This window comes from Sphingomonas sp. 1F27F7B, assembly GCF_005503355.1.
Lineage (GTDB): Bacteria > Pseudomonadota > Alphaproteobacteria > Sphingomonadales > Sphingomonadaceae > Sphingomonas.
Genome location: NZ_SCMK01000008.1, coordinates 130,675 through 150,565, shown reverse-complemented (window position 1 = coordinate 150,565; position 19,891 = coordinate 130,675). Strand labels below are relative to the sequence as shown.

Genomic DNA, 19,891 nt, shown 5'->3' with positions numbered 1-19,891 from the left:
GAGGGGGATGTGTCCCTATCGGCCCTTGGCCGACACGTCCTGCACGCCGCACTTGGCGCGCACGGGGAGGGCGGTCTTGCCCGCCTGGTGATGGCTCTGCGCCGGCTGGCAAGCCGGCTTGCCGCGCATGCGCCAGTGCGCGACCGGGGTCTTGCCCGATGGCGCCCAGACGAGCTGGTGCGTTTCGTGCAGCGACTGGGCCTGCGCGGCCGGAACGAGGAGCAGGAGGGGAGCCGCCATCGCGGCAAGGGCGAGTTTCATGCAATCTCCTTTGTGCAGGGACCGGAGATAGCGGCGGCGGCTGAGCGGTGCTTTGCCCGCCTGTAAGGAAGATTTTCCCGAGGGTTGCGAAGCGATGCTGGTTCGTGACAAAGCATTGCTGTAATCCCGGGGCGGCCTTGAGGGTGCCCAGGGAGACGCCTAAGTGCCGGCAATGAGTTTTTGTGAGACCATGGCATGAGCGCCCCTGTCATCGTGCTGGTGGAAGACGATCCGGCCCTGCGGACCCTCACGGCGCGGGCGCTTCAGGAAAATGGCTATTCGGTCCGCCAGGCGGCCACCGCGCCGGAGATGTGGCTGGCGTTCGACAATGGGCCGGTGGACCTGGTGCTGCTCGACATCATGTTGCCCGGCACCAGCGGCATCGATCTGTGCCGCGAGGTGCGGCGCAAGAGCGACGTGCCGATCATCTTCGTCAGTGCCAAGGGCAGCGAGCATGATCGTGTGCTCGGGCTCGAGCTGGGGGCCGACGACTATCTCGCCAAGCCGTTCAGCACGCGTGAGCTGACGGCGCGGATCCGCGCCGTGCTCCGCCGCGGCGGGCTGGAGCGGATGGCGGGCGGCGACCGCGAGACCCAGGCGCATTTCGACGGCTGGACGGTCAACTTCCCGCGCCGCGAAGTGAAGTCGCCGAGCGGCGCCGTGGTCGAGCTGACGGGCGCCGAGTTCGATCTGCTCGCGGCGTTCCTCGGCCAGCCCCAGCGGGTTATCGCGCGCGAGCGTCTCGTCGAGCTGTCGCGCGTGCGCCTTGGCGACAGTTCGGATCGCAGCGTCGACGTGCTGGTCAGCCGCTTGCGTCGCAAGATCTCCGCCGCCGGCCACGAGCCGCCGATCGGCACGGTGCGCGGGATCGGCTATATTTTCCGTGCAGAGGTAACTCGCTCCTGAGCATCGTCCCGCGCCATCCGCTGGGACTGCTCGGCAGGATCCTGCTCATCCTGCTGCTCACCGTCGCGATCGAGTTCGGGGCGAGCACCTTCCTGTACGAACGCGCCTCGCGCTATTCGATCGAGGAGAGTGATGCGCACCGGCTCGCCGAGCATCTGGTGATCGCGGAGAAACTGCTGAGCGAGCGCCCGGTGGCCGAGCGAGCGGCTGCCGCGCTCGAGCTGACGACCGATCGATACATTGTCCGCTGGTCGCCCACCATTCCCGAACGTCCCGCTTTCCCGCCACGCCAGAAGCGGATGGAAGCGCAGGTGACCAATTGGGAGAAGGGGCTCAAGGAATTGCATCTGCAGTTGCGCCTGGCGCCGAGCGCCCATGGCCAGGTCGTCGCCGGCGAGATGCGCCTTGATGACGGCAGCTGGGTCGTGTTCAAGACGCGCGAGGCGGTCCAGGTCTGGCAGTTCGCGATCGAGCGCACGCTGGTCGCGCTGGTGCCGGCGCTGCTCCTGCTCACGCTCGGCGCGCTGTTGATCCGAAGCACGCTGCTGCCGCTGCGCAAGCTGGTCCGTGCGATCGGCAGGGTCGGCTCGGGCGACGGCGTGACGGTGGTGGAGGAAGAAGGCACCGCGGAGATTCGCGGCCTGATCCATGCCTTCAACGGCATGCAGCGCCGCATCCATGAGCTGATCGACAATCGCACCCAGGCACTGGCGGCGGTGGGGCATGATCTGCGCACTCCGCTCGCCCGGCTCCAGCTGCGGCTCGAAGAGGTGCGCGACGAGGAGAGCCGCCGCGCGATGCAGGACGATGTGAGCGAGATGGACGACATGATCGCCTCGCTGCTCACCTTCCTGAAGGGGGAAGACGATCCCGAGCCTGCCGTCGCGGTCGACGTCGCGGTGATGGCGACGACGCTGGTGGAGGATGCCACCGATCGCGGGCGCGATGCGCGCTATTCGGGGCCGCAGCACCTGGAATGGGTGGCGCGCCCCTCGATGCTCCGCCGGGCGCTGAGCAATCTGATCGAGAACGCGCTGCACTACGGCAAATCCGTGCGGGTGACGGTGACGGAGGAAGCGGGGGAACTGGTCTTCCGGGTCGAGGACGACGGCCCCGGCATTCCGCCCGGCAAGATCGAGGAAGCGTTGCAGCCCTTTGTCCGGCTCGATGTCGAGCGGGGCCGCAATACCAAGGGGATGGGGCTTGGCCTTGCCATCGTCCAGCAGGCCGTGGCGCTGGAGAAGGGCAGGCTCGTCCTCGCCAATGCCGCCCCGCCGCGCACGGGGCTCATCGCGGAAATCCGCCTGCCCGGCTGACGGCAACACTTTCTCACAGTTCCGCTGCGCTGCGGCAAAACTGGGTCCTTAGGTTGCACTCCGAGTTAATAGGAGTTGTAACCGTGAACGAGTTGATTGGTCGGGTCTTCAGCTTCGAGAAGACCGTCTTCCCGAACCAGAGCGACCTCTATGGCAAGCTCGCTACCCAGGGGCAGAGCCCCAAGGCGCTGATGATATCGTGCGCCGATTCGCGGGTGGTCCCCGAGCATATCATGCAGGCGGATCCCGGCGACCTGTTCGTGTGCCGCAATGCCGGCAACATCGTCCCGCCGTTCGCGCAGAAGATCGGCGGCGTCTCGGCGACCGTCGAATATGCCGTGATGGCGCTCGGCGTGCGCGACATCATCGTCTGCGGCCATTCGGACTGCGGCGCGATGAAGGCCGTCGCGCATCCGGAGATGGTGGCGGGCATGCCCAATGTCGCAGTGTGGCTGAACCACAGCGACGCGGCGCAGAAGGTCGTCGCCGATGCCTATCCGGGCCTCGACGAGGCTGCCCGCGTCCGCGCGATCAGCCTGGAGAATGTGGTGGCGCAGATCGCGCACCTGCGTACCCACCCCTCGGTCGCATCGGGGATCGCGCGCGGCGAGATCGCGCTGCACGGCTGGTTCGTCGACATCCATCATGGCCAGATCCTGGCGCTCGACGGCGAAACCAGCCGCTTCCAGATCGTCCGTGACGATCAGCCGCTGCCCGTGGCCGTGAAGCCGGCCCGGCGCCGCGCGGCCGACTTCGATCTGGTGGAAGCCGCCGAATGACCTCCGCAACCCTCCCCAAGGGCTGGATCGTCCGTGATTTCACGGCTTCGATCGTGGTCTTCCTCGTCGCGATGCCCCTTTGCATGGGCATCGCAGTCGCGTCGGGCATGCCGCCCGAAAAAGGCCTGCTGACCGGCATCATCGGCGGTGTCGTCGTCGGCCTGATCGCGGGTTCGCCGCTCCAGGTGAGCGGCCCGGCCGCGGGCCTGGCGGTCATCGTGTTCGAGCTGGTGCGCGAGCATGGCCTTGCCGCGCTCGGCGCCATCCTCGTCCTCGCCGGCGCGCTGCAGGTGCTGGCCGGCGTCGTCAAGGTCGGCGGCTGGTTCCGCGCAATCTCGCCCGCCGTGGTCCACGGCATGCTCGCCGGCATCGGCGCGCTGATCGTGGTCGGCCAGTTCCACACGCTGTTCGACGCCAAGCCGCTCTCCAGCGGCCTGGAGAATCTCGCGGCGTTGCCGGGCCGGCTGTTCGGCCTCGATCCGACCAACATCGCCGGCACCGAGCTGGCGCTGGGCCTCGGCGTGCTGACGATCGTGCTGATGCTGGGCTGGGACAAGCTCAAGCCCCAGGCGCTCCGCCTGATTCCGGGCGCGCTGGTCGGCGTGGTCGGCGCGACTTTGGTCGCGTTCGGCTTCGGCCTCGAAGTGGTCCGGGTCGCGGTGCCGGATTCGCTTGCCTCGGCGGTGACGCTGCCCGGCAGCGATTTCCTCGGCTCGTTCCTGAGCCCGACGATCATCATCGCCGCCGTTGCGGTTGCGTTCATCGCCAGCGCCGAGACGCTGCTCTCGGCCGCCGCGGTCGATCGCATGCACGACGGGGTGCGCACCGACTATAACAAGGAACTGCGCGCGCAGGGCGTGGGCAACCTTCTCTGCGGCCTCGCGGGTGCGCTGCCGATGACCGGCGTGATCGTCCGCAGCTCGGCCAACGTCCAGGCCGGTGCGATCACCCGCATGTCGGCGGTGCTGCACGGCGCCTGGCTGCTCGGCTTCGCTGCGCTGCTGCCCTGGCTGCTGCGCGAGATCCCGATGGCGGCGCTGGGTGGTGTGCTCGTCGTCACCGGCTGGAAGCTGGTGAGCGTCAGCCATGTCCGTCACCTGTTCCATCACTATGGCATGCTGCCCGCTGCGATCTGGGCGGTCACCTTCGTGCTGGTGGTGGCGACCGACCTGCTGACCGGCGTGCTGGTTGGCCTGGGCCTCTCGGTGCTGGAACTGCTGCCGCACTTCCGCCGCCTGCGCCTCAAGGTTGATGCCGAGCATGGCGAGGACGCGTCCAAGATCCATCTGGACGGTGCCGCGACCTTCGTCACGCTGCCCAAGCTCAACAGCGCTCTCGACGCGGTGCCGGGCGACAAGCCGGTCCATCTCGCCTTCGAGAAGGTGCCGGCGATCGACCATACCAGCGCCGAAACGCTGCGCGACTGGGTGCAGCGGCGCCGGGCGCGCGGGCTCAAGGTGGAACTGAGCGGCCATCCCGATCAGCTCCGCAAGCTTCAGCCGGCCTGAGGTCCGGCAACATTTCCTTACGAAGGAGCAACTCGCCGGCCTGACTGGGCTGGCATGTTGAAGGTCGGAAAGCAGCGTCCCCCGTCCCACTACCCATCCCGGGATGAGAGGGCCGCACTTTCCGACCGCAGGCGGGAACATTCTCGAACTAAGGGGAATGCCCGCATGAAGAAGCACCTTATCGCGGCCGTGCTTTGCTGCACGGCCGCACCGGCTTTCGCGCAGGAAGAAGCGCCGCCCAAGCCGATCACCGTCTCCGGCAATGTCGCGCTCGTATCCGACTATCGCTTTCGCGGCGTGTCGCAGAGCGACAAGGGCATGGCCATCCAGGGCGGCATCACCGTCTCCCATGAAAGCGGCCTCTATGTCGGCACCTGGGGCTCGAACCTTGCCGGTTGGGGCACGTTCGGCGGCGCGAACATGGAGCTCGATCTGATCGCCGGCTACAAGCGGGAACTGAGCGACGGGCTGGCGCTCGACGTCGGCGTCACCTGGTACATGTACCCCTCGGGCGCGGACAAGACCGACTTCGCCGAGCCCTATGTGAAGCTCAGCAGCTCGATCGGGCCGGTCTCGATGCTGGCCGGCGTGGCCTATGCGCCGAGCCAGGAAGCGCTGGGCGACTGGAGCAACACGCCCCGGAGCCGCCCCGGCGCCAAGCATGACAATCTCTATCTCTGGGCGGACGCCAGCAGCGGCATTCCCGGCACGCCGATCACGCTCAAGGCGCATCTGGGCGGATCGCGCGGCAATCCCGGTCTGGGCCCTAACGGCACCAGCGTGGCGCCCACCGGCAGGTATCTCGACTGGTCGCTCGGCGCCGATGCCGCAGTCGGCCCGCTCACGCTCGGCGTGGCGTATGTCGACACCAATATCAGCCGGGCCGACGCCGCCTATCTGCAGCCCAATTTCTCGCGGGTGAAGGATGGGGCGTCGATCGCGGACGGAGCCGTGATCTTCTCGGTAAGCGCTGCCTTCTGAAGCACGCATCGACCCTGGGGAGAGGGGGATTTCACCGGAGCGGCGCGGCCGCTCCGGTGATCCCTATCCGGGAGAAATGCATTTCAAGCGGCGCCGGGCCGCGCTAATCCGGGCTTCGAACCATGCGAGAAGCCCCGATGACTGCACCTAGCGACGCGATTTCCCCCAAGGCGGCCGGCGCGCGGCGCGTGCGCTCCGTCGTCATCCTGGGCGGTGGCACCGCGGGCTGGATGACCGCCACTGCGCTGGCCAGCCAGTTCGGGAGCTCGCTCGACATCACACTGCTCGAGTCCGAGGAGATCGGCACGGTCGGCGTGGGCGAGGCGACGATCCCGACCATTCATTGGTTCAACCAGCTGATCGGGCTCGACGAGGCCGCCTTCCTGCGCGAGACCAGGGCGAGCTTCAAGCTGGGCATCGAGTTCGTCGACTGGGTGCGGCCCGGCCATCGCTATTTCCACCCGTTCGGCGACTATGGGGTGCGCTTCCCCGGCGTTGCGTTCCACCATCGCTGGATGAAGGCGCGGGCTTCGGGGCTCGATCTGCCGCTCTCCGCCTTCTCGCTGGCTGAGGAACTGGCGAAGCAGGGGCGCTTCGCCATGCCGGTGGATGACCCGCGCTCGATCCTCTCGACGCTCGGCTACGCCTATCATTTCGATGCGAGCCTCTATGCCCGGCACTTGCGCGGCATTGCCGAGGCGGCCGGGGTCACCCGCATCGAGGGCAGGCTGCAGGATGTCGAGCGCGATGCCGAGACCGGGCTGGTCTCCGCACTCACCACGCAGTGTGGCGAGCGGCTCGAGGGCGAGTTGTTCATCGACTGCTCGGGTTTCCGCGCGCTGCTGATCGACGGGGTCATGGGCGGCGGGTTCGAGGACTGGTCGCACTGGCTGCCCTGCGACCGCGCCGTGGCGGTGCCCTGCGAACGGACCGAGCATACCACGCCCTTCACCCGCTCAACCGCGCGCCCGGCCGGCTGGCAATGGCGCATCCCGCTCCAGCACCGGATCGGCAACGGCCATGTCTTTTCCAGCCGCTTCATGAGCGAGGACGAGGCGACGGGCATGCTGCTCGCCAATCTCGACGGCGAGGCGCTGGCCGAGCCGCGTGCGCTGCGCTTCACCGCCGGCACGCGGCGCAAGGCATGGATCGGCAATGTGGTGGCGATCGGCCTGTCCTCGGGCTTTCTCGAACCGCTGGAATCGACCAGCATCCATCTGATCCAGAGCGGCATCGCCAAGCTGCTGACGCTGTTCCCGGGCCGCGACATGGATCCGATGCTGGCCGATCGCTACAATGCGCTGCTGGGTGCCGACATGGACAATATCAAGGACTTCCTGATCCTCCATTACCACGCCAATCCCGGCCGCACCGATCCCTTCTGGGTCGAGCGGCGCGAGATGGCGCTGCCCGAGACGCTGGTCGCGCGCGAAGAACAGTATCGCCGCTCGGGCCGGCTGATGCTGGGCCCCGAGGAGCTGTTCCGCGACGCGAGCTGGCTGGCGGTGCTCAACGGGCAGGAGATCGTGGCGCAGGACTATAACCCGCTCGCCGACGTGCTCGACAGCGCCGCCAACAGCACGCAGGTCCGCCAGGTCGCCGAAGTGATCAAGCGCGCCGCGCCGACGCTGCCGCTGCACGATGCCGCACTGGCGGTGGCGATGGGCGGGTGAGCCGGCCCGACATCGTCGCCCGGCGGATCGGCCGGGAGGGCCAGCCGATCGCGATCGTCGATGGCTTCCACCCGGATCCGGACGGACTGCGCGCCGCGGCGGCGATGGCCGTATTCGAGCCGGGGCGGCATCACTATCCGGGCATCCGCGCGGCCCTGCCGGCCGATTATTTCGCCAGGGTGCGGCCGGCGCTGGTGCCGGTGCTGCGCGAAGTGCTGGGGGCGTCCGGTGTCGAGCTGCTCGATGCCAGCTTCTCGATCGTGACCACGCCGCCGGACGAGCTCGGGATCGAGCAGCGGCTGCCGCATGTCGACGCGGTGGAGCCCGGCCGGATCGCGCTGGTGCACTATCTGGCGCCGGACGGCGGCGACGGCACCGGCTTCTTCCGTCACCGCGCGACCGGCTTCGAGACGATCGATGCGGCGCGTTCGGCCGGCTATCTCGCCACGCTCAACGCCGAGCTGCGCGCCGATCCCCCGGCCGCGGCCTATCCGTTCGGCGACACGAAGCTGTTCGAGCGGATCGCGCATGTCGAGGCGCGGTACAATCGCGCGGTGATCTATCGCAGCGCGCTGCTCCACAGCGGCGCGATACCGTCGGGGGCAGCGCTGGACAGCGATCCGGCGGCCGGACGGCTGACGGTGACGGCGTTTCTGTCGGCTGCCTAGGGTCAGGATTCATTCAACGAACCCCGTCATCCCCGCGCAGGCGGGGATCCAGGGTAGCACGGCATATCGGAACCACCGCGCGAACATCGTTCGGAGAGGACGGGGCCTGCCACGCCGGCTCCGTGCTTGGCCCTGGATCCCCGCCTGCGTGGGGATGACGAAGCGGGATATTTGCCTGAAGGGAACAAGTGCCCAAGGGGAAGGCGGGCGGCACCCAAAAAATCGCCCGCCACCCCGGGGAGGGATGACGGGCCGAGGTGGGGTGTTGGATTAGCTCAGCGCTTCTTCCGCGCGGGAGCCTTGGGCGGCTGCACCGCGAGATAGACGGTGCTCCAGAGCTGCGCGGCATTGGACTCGTCGACGTCCGCCTTGCCCGCGCCGAAGGCGACGACCTTGTAGCGGCCATTTTCGAAGGCCCAGGACCAGAGCTCCGAACTCTGCGTCGCCCGCGTCGCCTGGATCGCCCGCCAGAGCTTGGCCTGCGCATCCTTCAGCACCGCGCGGGTGGCGGGGGGCAGGTCGGTGCGGGTCAGCTGGCGTTCCAGGCCGGCGGCGAACAGCGCCTGCTGCCATGACCACACCACCGCGCCATGATAGGCGGCGGGGGTGAAGCGGTCCTGCACTTCGGTGCTGGCCAGCGCCGGATTGGCGACGAGCAGGCCGATATCGGTCATCAGCCCGGCCGGGAAGGGCCGCGCCAGCGCGCCGACATAGGCCTGGAGGTCAGCCGGATCGGGATGGCCGAACAGCAGCGCGAAGCCTTCGTCCGAATTGATGATCGGCACCGGCTTGCCATGATCGTCGAGCGCGATCGCGTGATAGCGCAGCGCCTGGCCCTTGAGCGCGGCGAGCGCCGGCGCGGCGGGCACGCCGACGCGGGCGGCATAGTCGCGCACTTGCGTGGCGGCCTGGGCGGCCGGAGTCTCGACGGCGAACAGCCCGGGCGCCTTGCCGCGCCAGGTCGCGGCCATGGCATGGGCACGGGCAAGCGCCGTGCGATCCGCCGGCATCAGATAGCGATCCAGCAGCCCGGCGCGCAGCAGCTTGTCGGCGGCTTCCAGTGCGGCGGGGACGAGGATGGCATTGACGTCATAGGGATAGCGGCCGCGGCCGAGCCCTTCCTCGCTGTCGCGCCATTCGCCGGTCAGGCGCCCAGCCTTGACCGCGACCAGCTTGTCCCAGCGCGGATCGTCCGCAAAGGGTGCGGCATGCTCGAGCACGAAGCGCAGGTTGCGCACCAGCAGCGCACCGGCGGGCTGGGCGGTGCCCGGATGCGCCACGCTCGGCACCTCGCCCGCCAGGAAGCGCTGCGCGGCGGCGCGGTTGGCCGGATCCAGCAGATATTCCGCGGCCACGGGCGCGAGCATGTAATCATCGTCGATCATCGCATAATCGAGCGTCGGCGTGTCGCCCCCGCCCTGGCCATGCTGCTGGTGATCGACCAGCGCGAATTCGGACAGCCCCTCTTCGTGCGCGACGTCGCCCTTGTCATCGAGGCGGGCGAGCACCGCGCCGAGCCCGGCCTCGACCGCCGCGCCCCTGAGCGCCGGCATCAACAGCCGGACCGACATCAGCGTGTCGCGGCCGAAATAGGTATCGAAACGCCACGAGCCGGCGAGGAACTTCTCGCGATAGCTGAGAAAGGCAAGGGCATTGCGCGCGGCGGGATCGGCCGCGGCCCCGGCATTGAGCAATTCGGCTTTGCTCAGGCCGGTCAGCGGCGTGTCGCCCGTCGCCGCGACGATGCGCAGGCGGATGCGGCCATCGGCGCCGGCGACGATCTCGCCCTTGTCGATCCGCCCGCCCAGCACCTGGATCTCCAGGCTGTAGCCCGGCGCGCCGTCGACGCGGTCGCGGGCATAGAGGATGCGATTGCCCTCGACGCGCATCGGCGCGGCCACTTCGGCGGGGAAGCGGCTGACCGACTGGTAATCGCGCAGGAAGCGGACATTGGAGAGCACCGCCTGCTTGGGGGCGAGGCGGGGGGCGTCGATCGTCGCGATGCTTTCGATGCCGTGGAGTGGGCGGCCCTTGGCATCGGCGAAGGTCACCGGACGCGGCGCCTGGTCAAGCCGCCAGGTGGCGGGGCGGGCGAGCGGCGCGAACCACAGGCCGACGCCGCTGTTGCCGGCCGGGAAGGCGACCAGGATGCGCGGATCGCTGCCGTTGCGCAGCAGCAGGTGTGCCGCGACCTTGCCGTCGCGGACAAAGGCATTGAGATTCTGCCCCTCGGTCAGGCTGTAGGCCAGCTCGGGCGCCTTGGCTCCGCGCTGCTGCGCCATGGCCGTCGTGCCCATGCCGATGCCCGCGAGCAACAGCCCGCCCGCCAGCATCAACCGCATCGAACCTCGCATCCGCTTCCTCCTCTTGTTTCCAGATACGGAAAGGCGCGGCGAACCTCTCAGTTGCCGCGCCCCCGTTTTGCGACCCTCGCGGGGTATCAGAACTTGAACGTGACCGTGCCGCCATAGGTGGCGCCGACGATGCCGCGGGCATAGAAATAGCCGTTGGTGATCGCCTGCGTCTGGCCTTGGCGCGGATTGCCCTCGGTCAGGCCGATGACGTTGAAGATGTTGTCGGCGTTCACGCTCACCTGCAGCTGCTTGCTGAGGTTGAACGAGGCGCCCACGCTGGTCACGCCATAGCTCGGCAGGGCCACGCCGTTGCCGGCGTCGGCATAGATCTTGCCGATATACTTGTAGCGGCCATAGACCTCGCCAAGGCCGTTGGGCAGCTTGAAGGTCGGCGTGACCGTGAACAGCCGGGCCGGGGTGCGCTCGGGGCGATTGCCCTCGAAGCCCTGCTGGTTCGCGCCGTTGATCGCCAGGTTCACCAGCTTCGGATCCTGGAACACGCCCTGGAAGTCGATCGAGAAATAGTCGACCGGACGGACGTTCAGGTTGAGCTCGATGCCGTTGGTGCGCAGATCGGCGTTGATGTTGCTCTGCTGCGACGGGTTGATCGGATCGGCGAAGTTGTAGTTCTGGTTGCGGAAGTTGGTGCGGAACACCGTCGCCGAGCCCGAGAACAGGCGGCCATGCTGGTAGCGCACGCCGGCTTCGTACAGCTCGATCCCGGTGATGGGATCGACGTTGTTCATCTGGAAGCCGTTGGCGTAGCGGGCATAGATCGAGAAGTTCGGCGTGATCAGATAGTTCGCGCCGACGGTATAGGCCACCGCCTTCTTGTTCGCCTTGCGCACCGTATAGGTGCCGTCCCAGGTCGAGCCGACATTGGTCAGCACGCCCGCGGTACCGGCCGGAACCGGCTGGTTGACCGCCGCCTGGTTGCCGTCCCACGCAGTCGCGCTGTCATGCTCCCAGCGCACGCCGGCGTCGATGTGCAGGTCGCCGATCGAGAACTCGTCGTTCACATAGAGCGAGAGGCTCGAGTCCTTGCGGCTGCGGATGCCCGCGCCCCAGTCGCCATAGGAGACCAGGCCGTTGTCGGAGAGCGTGCCGATGACCTGGTTGTTCGCGTTGAGCGCGACGATGTCGTAGATGTCGCTGTTGGTGCGCACGTCGTTGACCACGCTGGCGGTCGCCGACTGGTCCTGGTTGCGCTTGGTGTTGTAGTACATCACGCCCGCGGTCAGCGAGTTCTTGAAGCTGCCGCTCTCGAAGCTCCAGCGGCCGCCGACGTTCATGCCGAAGTCATAGGCGTCGATGGCGTCGTGGTTGAGCGTGGTGCGCTGCAGGAAGCCGTTGCCGTTCAGCGCGTTGAGCAGCGCCGTCTGGTTCGAGCCGATCACCTGGCCGGTGCGCAGGTTCTTGATGCCGAAGCGCACGGTGGTCGGGAAGGCGGCCTGGCCGGCGGTCAGCAGCGAGTTGATCGGCGAATTGTTACCCGGCGTCAGATAGTTGACTGCGCTGGTCAGGCCGGCATTGCCGGTGCCCGAGCCCGGGAACAGGCCGTTGAAGTCGTACGAATAGTCCAGGTAGCGGCCATGGCCGAACAGCGTGAACGAGTCGCTGACGGGCTTCTCGAAGTCGAGGCGGGCCTGCCAGGTCTTGGCGACCACGCCGTCGCGATACTTGAAGTCGCGATAGCCGCTCGAATGCGCGAAGGTCGAGACCGGCACGGCGATGTTCGCGAAGGCGTCGCCGCCGACATTGCCGAACTGGGTGTCGAGGCTGGGGATGCCGGCCGGCTTGCCGTTCTGGAAGCGATAGGGCTGATCGGCGTAATAGGCGTTCTCGACATTGCCGCCCTTGCCCGACAGGCGGATATAGCCGCCGTCATCGAACTTGTACTCGAGCGCGCCCTTCAGGCGCCAGCCCTGATAGTCGAACGGGTTCTTGCGGACGCCCGGGCTCGACTGGAAATAGCCGCCGATGTTGAAGGCGAGCTTGTCGGTGATCGGCTGCGAATAATAGAAATCGCCGCGCTTCAGGCCATAATTATAGCCGGTGAAGCGGGCCATGCCCTCGGCCTTCTCGTGGTTCGGGTTCTTCGAGACGAAGTTGATCGTCGCGCCCGCGCCGTTGACGGTGAGCACGCCCGACGAACCGCCCTTGACCGCTTCGAGGCGATCGATGGTCAGATCCTGGTCGAAGAAGAAGTCGGCGCCGCCGCCGCCATAAAGGATCGGCATGCCGTCCTCTTCGAGCTGGACGAAGCGCTGGCCGCCGCCCTGGAGACCGCGGACGGAATAGTTGTTCGAGATCTGGCCGGCAGTCGCCTCGACGAAGATGCCCGGGACCATCTCGAGCAGGTCGGCGGTCGAGCGCGGGGCCTTCTGGTCGATCAGCTCGCGATTGGCGAGCGTGATGTCGGCCGAGGCAGTGATGAGCGGACGATTGGGCGTGGTCTGGCCGGTGACGATGATCTGGCCCTCATCGGCGGCGTCGTCCTGCGCGGCAGTGGCCGTCGTGTCCGGCGACGTGGTCTGCGCCTGAGCGGCAAGCGGCAGCAGCGCAGCACTGGCCAGAAGCGCGACGCGAACGCCAGCGCGAGCGGAAAACAACATATATCCTCCCCAACCGAAGTTATCGCCGGACCATCCGGCGGGTTGATCCCGCTCGACTAGTCCCGACAGGGGTATAATGAAATCGTTTTCTGCAACTGTCACGTGGAATTTGCCAACCAGTGGTGCGCTGGTGCAACAGGTTCCGAAACCAACGGATTTCGGCGGGCTTCGTCGCAACGCTGCGTTACGCGGGAGAGAGATTTTGACACGGAAAGCGGCAGCGGGCGAGGCAGGCGTGCGAATCGCCCGGCGGGCGCTGCTGGCGGGCTCGGCCCAGGTGGCGATGCTCGGCATGCTTGCCGGCGCGGCGCGCGCGGCATCGCCGCGGATCGATGCGCTGGTTGCGCGGATGACGATCGAGGAGAAGGCGGGCCAGCTCAGCTGCTTCAACGACGAGATCCGGCCGGTGGGAGCGGTGTTCAATCCGGTGGTCGATCCGCGCGGCGCCGATGCGATGCTCGCCGATATCCGCGCCGGCCGGGTGGGCATGCTGTTCAACGGCTATGGCGTGGCCGGCGCGCGGCGCGCGCAGCAGGCGGCGCTGAAGAGCCGGCTCGGCATCCCGCTGGTCTTCGCCGCCGATGTGATCCACGGCTGCCGCACGATCTTCCCGATTCCGCTGGCCGAGGCGGCGGCGTTCGATCCCGACCTGTCCGAGCGCGCAGCCCGGGCCGTGGCCGAGGAAGCGAGCGCGGGCGGGCTGCATTGGACGTTCGCGCCGATGGTCGACGTGGCGCGCGACCAGCGCTGGGGCCGCGTGGCGGAGGGCGCGGGCGAGGATGTGCTGCTCAACCGCCAGCTGGCTAGGGCGCGGGTTCGAGGTCTCCAGGGGAGCGACCTGCGTCGGCCCGACAGCCTGCTCGCCACGCCCAAGCATTTCGCCGGCTATTCGGCGGTGCGCGGCGGCATGGAATATGCCGCGGTCGACATGAGCGCGGCCGAGCTGCGCGAAACCTATCTGCCGCCCTTCGCCGCGGGATTCGGTGCCGGGGCGGGGGCGACGATCGCGTCGTTCACCGATTTCAACGGCGTGCCCGCTACTGCCAATCGCTGGCTGCTCACCGACATGCTGCGCGGCGAGCTGGGCTTCGCCGGCGTCTGCGTCTCCGACTATGACGCGGACCGCGAACTCGTCGCGCACGGCGCGGCGGCGGACGAGGCCGACGCGGCCCGGCTGGCGATCCTGGCCGGGGTCGACGTCTCGATGCAGAGCGGCCTCTACAACAAATATCTCCCGGCGCTGGTCGATAGCGGCAAGGTGCCGATGGCGCGGGTGGACGAAGCGGTGCGGCGCGTGCTGGCGCTGAAGGAGGCGCTGGGGCTGTTCGACGATCCTTTCCGCTCGCTCGATGCGCGGGCCGAGAAGGCGCGGACCGCGACGCCCGCGATCAAGGCGCTGGCCCGCGAAGTGGCGACCCGCTCGATCGTGCTGCTCCGGAACCGGGGCGATACGTTGCCGCTGCCGCGCAAGGGCAGGCGCATCGCGCTGATCGGCCCGTTCGGTGCCGACCGGGCGAACCTCAACGGCCCCTGGTCCTTTGCCGGCGATGCGAAGGACGGGATCGACCTTGCCACCGGCATCCGTGCGATGCTGGCCGATCCGGCCGCGCTGGCAGTGGAGGCGGGGAGCGGCATCCACGAGCCGCTCGCCGGCGGTGTCGCGCGCGCCGTGGCGGCGGCAAGGGCGGCCGATGTCGTGCTGCTCGCGATCGGTGAGGCGGGCGACATGTCGGGCGAGGGCAACAGCCGCGTCGAGATCACGGTGCCGCCGGCGCAGCAGGCGCTGGCCGAGGCGGTGGCAGCGACGGGCACGCCGATAGTGGTGCTGCTCCGCCATGGCCGGGCGCTGGCGCTGGAGGGTGCGGTGCGCGATGCGCCGGCGCTGCTGTGCACCTGGTTTCTGGGTGAGCAGACCGGTCCTGCGGTGGCCGATATATTGTTCGGCGTGCACGAGCCGACCGGCCGCCTGCCGGTGAGCTTCCCGCTGGCGACCGGGCAGCAGCCCTGGTCGTACGACCGGCGCGGCACCGGCCGCCCGGCGCCCGATGCCGATCCGATGGCACCCGGCCGCAGCCATTGGCGCGACGCGCCCGATCGGGCGCTGTTCCCGTTCGGGAGCGGGCAGGGCTATACGCGTTTCGCCCTGGCCGACCTCCAGGTGCCGGCGAAGGTAGCGAAGGACGAGGCGGTGCAGCTGCGCGTCGCCGTCACCAATGCGGGGCTCCGCCGGGGCGAGGCGTTCGTGCGCGCCGACATCCATGACCGCGTTGCCAGCCGTACAAGGCCCGCGCGCCAGATGAAGGCCCATGCCCGCGTCACCCTCGATCCGGGCGAGCGCAAGGTGGTGACGCTCGCCATTCCCCATGCCGAACTCGCCCTGGTCGCCGCGGACGGTCAGTGGCGGGTCGAGCCGGGTGCGTTCGACCTGTGGGTCGATGCCGGCGGCGTGGAACTCCACAGCCAATTCGACGCGGTTTGAAGCAGGCGTTGAAATGCATTGCACGATCTGCTTCGCTTGCGGCCGACAGAGACACGGAGAGGATCACGGATGAAGCGCGCAGCCTGGGCGGTACCCGCCCTGATCACCAGCTACGCCCTGCTCGGGCTGCTGATGAACAGCGTCGGCACGGTGATCCTCCAGTCGATCGCGCACTATGGCGTCACCAAGCCGCAGGCAGCGACGCTCGAAGCCTGCAAGGACCTGTCCGTCGTGGTCGCCTCCTTCCTCTTCGCCACCAACTTGCCGCGCTTCGGCTTCCGGCGGGCGCAGATCGGCGTGATGCTGGCCGTCGCCGCGGGGGCGCTCGCCATTTCCTTCGCCAACAGCTTCTGGGCGATGCAGCTGTTCTTCGTGCTCGTCGGCCTGTGCTTCGGCATCGCCAAGGTGGCCACCTACAGCTCGATCGGCCTCGTCCGCCCCGATCCGGCGCATCACGCCAGCCTGACCTCGCTGATCGAGGGCGTGTTCATGGTCGGCATCCTCGCCGGCATCTGGCTGTTCGGCTGGTTCATCGGCCAGGACGCCACCGGCCATGACTGGCTGGGCGTCTACCGGGTGGTCGCGGCGCTCGCGCTGGCGGCGGCGGTGCTCTGGTGGTTCGCCGATCTCGACGAGGGGGCCGCGAAGGCCGTGGAGGGGCAACCGGCCACCGGCTATCGCGACGCGCTGGCGCTGCTGGTGCTGCCCTCGACCATCGCCTTCCTCGCCGCGATCTTCCTCTATGTGCTGATCGAACAGGGCGTCGGCACCTGGTTGCCGACCTTCAACAACCAGGTGCTGCACCTGCCCGGCGCGATGAGCGTGCAGGCATCGAGCATCTTCATCGCCGCGCTGGCGGTGGGGCGGCTGAGCGCGAGCGGGCTGGTGGCGCGGCTCGGCTGGCTCAGGCTGCTGCTCGGCTGCCTGGCGTTGATCGCGGTGCTGGTGCTGCTCACCCTGCCGACCACCCAGGGGCTGCGGCCGCGCGCGAACATGGGATGGCTCGACGCGCCGGTCGCGGCCTATATCTTCCCGCTGATCGGCGTGTTCATGGCGCCGATCTACCCGATCGTTTCCTCGGTGGTGCTGAGCGCGCTGCCCCGCGAGCGGCATGCGGCGATGGTCGGGCTGATGGTGATCTTCTCGGCGCTGGGCGGCACGATCGGGTCGTTCATCACCGGCTTTACCTTCGATCGCTTCTCGGGCCAGACCGCCTTCTATCTGGTGCTGGTGCCGCTGGCGCTGATCGCGCTGGCGCTGATCCGGCTGGAGCGGCTGACCCGCAGGGCCTGATGGAGATGATTCCCCGGTGCGGCCGTGGGACGCCGGCGCCGGGGAACCAGGTCCGTCATCCCGAATTGGGGGGAGGATGACGGGAGGGAGCGGTCAGGCCGAATAGGCGGCCAGGTCGAAATCGGCGATCGCCGGAATGATCCAGTCGGCATCGGGCAGGGCGGCGCGGTCGCCCACGCCGAGCGCCTTCATGCCCGCCGCGTGGATCGCCTGGACCCCGGCCGGGGCATCCTCGACCCCCAGCATCTCGGCCGGTGCGGCACCCAGCGCATGCGCGGCCGCGAGGAAGATGTCCGGCGCGGGCTTGCCGGCGGCGAGCGTGGCGGGATCGATGATCGCGTCGAACAGGTCCGCGACTTCCATCCGCGCGATCAGCAGCGGCGCGTTGCGGCTGGCCGAGGCGAGCGCGATGCCCAATCCCGCGGCACGGCACTGGGCGAGCGCGTCGCGGGCGCCGGGGAACAGGTCCGCGGGCCCGAAATGGGCGATCTCGTCGAGATACCAGTCGTTCTTCAGCGTTGCGAGGCGCAGGCGCTCGGCCTGGTCGTGGCCGGGCCGGTCGTCCAGGATCAGCGCCAGGCTCCCCATCCGGTCGACCCCCTTGAGCGCTTCGTTCGCTTCCTCGTCGAACGGGATGCCGAGCATGTCGGCGAGCTTCTTCCAGGCGCGATAATGCGCGCGCGCCGTGTCGGTCAGCACGCCGTCCAGGTCGAAGGCGACGCCCTTGAGCGGCATCAGCGCAGCGCCCCGCTCCAGCTCTCGCCGGGGGCGAGGCGGATCTCGTCGTCATGGTGGCCGATCGTGATTCCGGGCCCCGATACGGCGCGATAGGTGATCGTGTCGCCCGCCACCTCGACGCGCACCAGCGTGCCGCGCCAAATGAGGCCGAAGGCATAGCCGGCCCAGGATGCCGGGCGCGTGGGGCGGAAGCGCAGCACCGGCCCCTGGGGGCGGAAGCCCGCGAATCCCCAGGTCAGCGCCAGCCAGGAGCCCGCCAGCGCCGCCATGTGGACGCCGTGCCCGGTATTGCCGTGGCGATCGTCGATATCGACCAGGCTGGTCTCCGCGAAGAAGCGCAGCGCCTGTGCCTCGTGCCCGACTTCGCTCGCCAGGATCGCGAAAGTGGAGGCGGAGAGCGTGGAATCATGCGTGGTGATCGGCTCGTAATGATCGAACACGCGGCGCTTGCGTTCCAGCGAGACGTCCTCGCCGCCCAGCACCATCGCGAGCACCAGGTCCGCCTGTTTGGAGACCTGGTGCCGATAGAGCGTCATCGGATGATAATGGAGCAGCAGCGGGAATTCGGATGCCGGCGTGCCGGCCAGGTCCCAGCGCGGCTTGTCGAGGAAGCTCGCATCCTGCGCATCCAGGTCGCGCGCGGCATCCCAGGGCAGGTGCATCGCGTCGGCGACGCGGCCGAATTCGGCGAGCTCGTCGGCGTCCAGCGCCATTTCGGCGGCCAGCCCGGCCCAGGCCTCGGGCGCCAGTTCGGCGACGCGCGCGGCGGCGGAGACGGCGAGGCGCAGATGCTTCTGCGCCATCCGGTTGGTGTACCAATTATCGTCGACCAGCGCGGTATATTCGTCCGGGCCGGTGACGCCGCGCAGGTGGAAGCGACCGTCCGCCCAATCGCCCAGCACCAGCCAGATCCGCGCGGTCTCGACCAGCATGCGCGCGCCATGCTCGACCAGAAAGCCCTCGTCGCCGGTCGCGTCGACATAGGTGCCGATCGCGAAGGCGATGGCCGAATTGATGTGATATTGGGCCGATCCGCTGGGATAATGGGCCGAGCATTCGCGACCCTCGATCGTGCGCCAGGCATAGAGCGCGCCCTTGCGATGATCGAGCGCGCGGGCATTGGCGAAGGCAGCGTCGAGCGTGCCGGCGCGATAGACGAGCATCGCCCGGGCGATCTCGGGCGCCAGCACCGAGAGCACCGGCAGCATGAACGCTTCGGTGTCCCAGAAATAATGGCCCTCATAGCCTTCGCCGGTCAGGCCCTTGGCTGCGGCGCTCGAACGGCCGTCGCGCCCGGCCGAGGCGAAGAGATGGAAGAGGTTGGCGCGCAGGGTCGCGGCCAGGCGCGGCTCGCCGGCGATGGCGAGATCGGCAGCGGCCCAGAAGCGATCGAGCAGCGCCTGCTGCGCGGCCGCGGCGGCTTCGAAGCCGGCGGCCAGGGCGGTGCCGGCGAGTGCGCTGGCATCGGAGGCGAGCGTCTCGGAAGCGTCCCGGCCGACCGCGAAGCCGGTCGCCACCAGCAGCCAGCCATCGTTCTCGCGGGTACGCTGCACGGCAGCGACGCCGACGCCGCTGCCGGGCAGGCGCTCGACGACCACATCATCGGCGGCCTGCTCGGTACCGAACCCGCGCGAGGCAAGGTTCACGCCGATCCGCGGATCGTCCGACTGGGCGGCGCCGCTGGGGGCGGGGGCCAGGCGGGGATGCAGCGTGACGCTGCCCGCGCCTTCGATCTCGGCCCGGAGCCGGCGGACCAGCAGCGTGCTGCCGTCGAGCGGGACGATCCGCTCGGCACGGATGCGCAGCAGCCGGCCGTCCGGAAGCGACCAGCGCGTCTCGCGGCGGAGCATGCCCGCGCGCAGGTCGAGCGTGCGCCGCGTCGCTGAACGGAGTGCCGTGAAATCGATTGCTTCACCATCGACCCGCACTTCGATGCCCAGGGACTCGGCAACCGGCACGCGCGAATCGGAACGGGTGGCGAAGCCCTTGAGCTTCTCGTGGTAGTGGATCGGCGCCTGCTCATAGGCATGGGCCAGGAAAGTGGTGGCCTCGGCGCGTTCCTCGATCGCCCCGCGCACCCCGATCGCGCCGTTGGAGAGCGCGAGAATCGTCGCGGCCCAGCCCTCACGGGCCGAGTCGTCGCCGATCACGTCCAGCGACCAGCCGTCCTCCGCGAAGAGCACCCCATCTTCCGCGCCGTTCAATAGTCGAGCCAACACCCGCTCCCCAACTCTTATGAAAAGTTGCGTTACAGGCTCTTTGATATCGTTTTCAAGAACAAAGGATAGCCGGCCGGATGCGACCGGGTCGGTTCGGTTGG

The 19,891-nt window shown here is 68.5% G+C and carries 14 protein-coding genes; 9 read left to right on the top strand and 5 right to left on the bottom strand.

Annotated features, from left to right (window positions below):
- Nucleotides 1-15: 15 nt before the first annotated feature.
- Nucleotides 16-261 carry a hypothetical protein gene (locus tag FFS08_RS09785; RefSeq protein ID WP_137864110.1) on the bottom strand — a complete coding sequence of 82 codons (246 nt, stop codon included), beginning with the start codon at nucleotides 259-261 and terminating at the stop codon, nucleotides 16-18.
- A 195-nt stretch (nucleotides 262-456) separates the two neighbouring features.
- On the opposite strand from FFS08_RS09785, the gene FFS08_RS09780 reads away from it, so the two are divergent.
- The 7 genes from FFS08_RS09780 (at nucleotide 457) to FFS08_RS09750 (ending at nucleotide 8,092) form a co-directional block, all read left to right on the top strand.
- The gene (locus FFS08_RS09780) at nucleotides 457-1,167 is read left to right on the top strand and encodes a response regulator transcription factor (protein WP_137864111.1); all 711 of its coding nucleotides are present in this window, start codon (nucleotides 457-459) and stop codon (nucleotides 1,165-1,167) included.
- A gap of 2 nt (nucleotides 1,168-1,169) precedes the next feature.
- Nucleotides 1,170-2,483, top strand: coding sequence for an ATP-binding protein (locus FFS08_RS09775; RefSeq protein WP_137864112.1), 1,314 nt, complete (start codon nucleotides 1,170-1,172; stop codon nucleotides 2,481-2,483).
- Between the two features lie 83 nt (nucleotides 2,484-2,566).
- Nucleotides 2,567-3,262, top strand: coding sequence for a carbonic anhydrase (locus FFS08_RS09770; RefSeq protein WP_137864113.1), 696 nt, complete (start codon nucleotides 2,567-2,569; stop codon nucleotides 3,260-3,262).
- The gene (locus FFS08_RS09765; protein ID WP_137864114.1) at nucleotides 3,259-4,770 is read left to right on the top strand and encodes a SulP family inorganic anion transporter; all 1,512 of its coding nucleotides are present in this window, start codon (nucleotides 3,259-3,261) and stop codon (nucleotides 4,768-4,770) included. The genes FFS08_RS09770 and FFS08_RS09765 overlap by 4 nt, the downstream gene beginning before the upstream one ends.
- A 165-nt stretch (nucleotides 4,771-4,935) precedes the next feature.
- Complete coding sequence (locus FFS08_RS09760) at nucleotides 4,936-5,751, top strand: TorF family putative porin (RefSeq protein WP_137864115.1); 816 nt, start codon at nucleotides 4,936-4,938, stop codon at nucleotides 5,749-5,751.
- 137 nt (nucleotides 5,752-5,888) lie between these two features.
- Nucleotides 5,889-7,424, top strand: a complete 1,536-nt coding sequence (locus tag FFS08_RS09755) for a tryptophan halogenase family protein (protein ID WP_137864116.1) — start codon at nucleotides 5,889-5,891, stop codon at nucleotides 7,422-7,424.
- Nucleotides 7,421-8,092 (top strand): DUF6445 family protein, encoded by a 672-nt coding sequence (locus FFS08_RS09750; RefSeq protein WP_137864117.1) that lies wholly within the window; start codon nucleotides 7,421-7,423, stop codon nucleotides 8,090-8,092. Before FFS08_RS09755 ends, FFS08_RS09750 begins: the two co-directional genes overlap by 4 nt.
- Nucleotides 8,093-8,367: 275 nt before the next feature.
- Here the strand turns inward: FFS08_RS09750 and FFS08_RS09745 are convergent, their stop codons facing one another.
- Nucleotides 8,368-10,446: a hypothetical protein gene (locus FFS08_RS09745; protein ID WP_137864118.1), complete on the bottom strand. Its 2,079-nt coding sequence runs from the start codon at nucleotides 10,444-10,446 to the stop codon at nucleotides 8,368-8,370.
- A gap of 86 nt (nucleotides 10,447-10,532) precedes the next feature.
- Entirely contained in the window at nucleotides 10,533-13,061 is a 2,529-nt protein-coding gene (locus FFS08_RS09740; protein WP_137864119.1) for a TonB-dependent receptor domain-containing protein, read from the bottom strand.
- A gap of 283 nt (nucleotides 13,062-13,344) precedes the next feature.
- On the opposite strand from FFS08_RS09740, the gene FFS08_RS09735 reads away from it, so the two are divergent.
- Nucleotides 13,345-15,540, top strand: coding sequence for a glycoside hydrolase family 3 N-terminal domain-containing protein (locus FFS08_RS09735; protein ID WP_249341224.1), 2,196 nt, complete (start codon nucleotides 13,345-13,347; stop codon nucleotides 15,538-15,540).
- A 69-nt stretch (nucleotides 15,541-15,609) separates the two neighbouring features.
- On the top strand, nucleotides 15,610-16,833 hold the full coding sequence (locus tag FFS08_RS09730) for an MFS transporter (RefSeq protein ID WP_137864121.1): 1,224 nt from the start codon (nucleotides 15,610-15,612) through the stop codon (nucleotides 16,831-16,833).
- A gap of 93 nt (nucleotides 16,834-16,926) precedes the next feature.
- Here FFS08_RS09730 and pgmB read toward each other — a convergent pair whose 3' ends face one another.
- Complete coding sequence (pgmB, locus tag FFS08_RS09725) at nucleotides 16,927-17,568, bottom strand: beta-phosphoglucomutase (RefSeq protein WP_212741984.1); 642 nt, start codon at nucleotides 17,566-17,568, stop codon at nucleotides 16,927-16,929.
- The gene (locus FFS08_RS09720; protein ID WP_171012549.1) at nucleotides 17,568-19,787 is read right to left on the bottom strand and encodes a glycoside hydrolase family 65 protein; all 2,220 of its coding nucleotides are present in this window, start codon (nucleotides 19,785-19,787) and stop codon (nucleotides 17,568-17,570) included. Before FFS08_RS09720 ends, pgmB begins: the two co-directional genes overlap by 1 nt.
- Nucleotides 19,788-19,891 lie beyond the last annotated feature (104 nt).

Coding starts and splice junctions, on each gene's coding strand:
- FFS08_RS09785 (WP_137864110.1), bottom strand. CDS start 261: ATGAAACTCGCCCTTGCCGCGATGGCGGCTCCCCTCCTGCTCCTCGTT.
- FFS08_RS09780 (WP_137864111.1), top strand. CDS start 457: ATGAGCGCCCCTGTCATCGTGCTGGTGGAAGACGATCCGGCCCTGCGG.
- FFS08_RS09765 (WP_137864114.1), top strand. CDS start 3,259: ATGACCTCCGCAACCCTCCCCAAGGGCTGGATCGTCCGTGATTTCACG.
- FFS08_RS09760 (WP_137864115.1), top strand. CDS start 4,936: ATGAAGAAGCACCTTATCGCGGCCGTGCTTTGCTGCACGGCCGCACCG.
- FFS08_RS09755 (WP_137864116.1), top strand. CDS start 5,889: ATGACTGCACCTAGCGACGCGATTTCCCCCAAGGCGGCCGGCGCGCGG.
- FFS08_RS09745 (WP_137864118.1), bottom strand. CDS start 10,446: ATGCGAGGTTCGATGCGGTTGATGCTGGCGGGCGGGCTGTTGCTCGCG.
- FFS08_RS09740 (WP_137864119.1), bottom strand. CDS start 13,061: ATGTTGTTTTCCGCTCGCGCTGGCGTTCGCGTCGCGCTTCTGGCCAGT.
- FFS08_RS09735 (WP_249341224.1), top strand. CDS start 13,345: ATGCTCGGCATGCTTGCCGGCGCGGCGCGCGCGGCATCGCCGCGGATC.
- FFS08_RS09730 (WP_137864121.1), top strand. CDS start 15,610: ATGAAGCGCGCAGCCTGGGCGGTACCCGCCCTGATCACCAGCTACGCC.
- pgmB (WP_212741984.1), bottom strand. CDS start 17,568: ATGCCGCTCAAGGGCGTCGCCTTCGACCTGGACGGCGTGCTGACCGAC.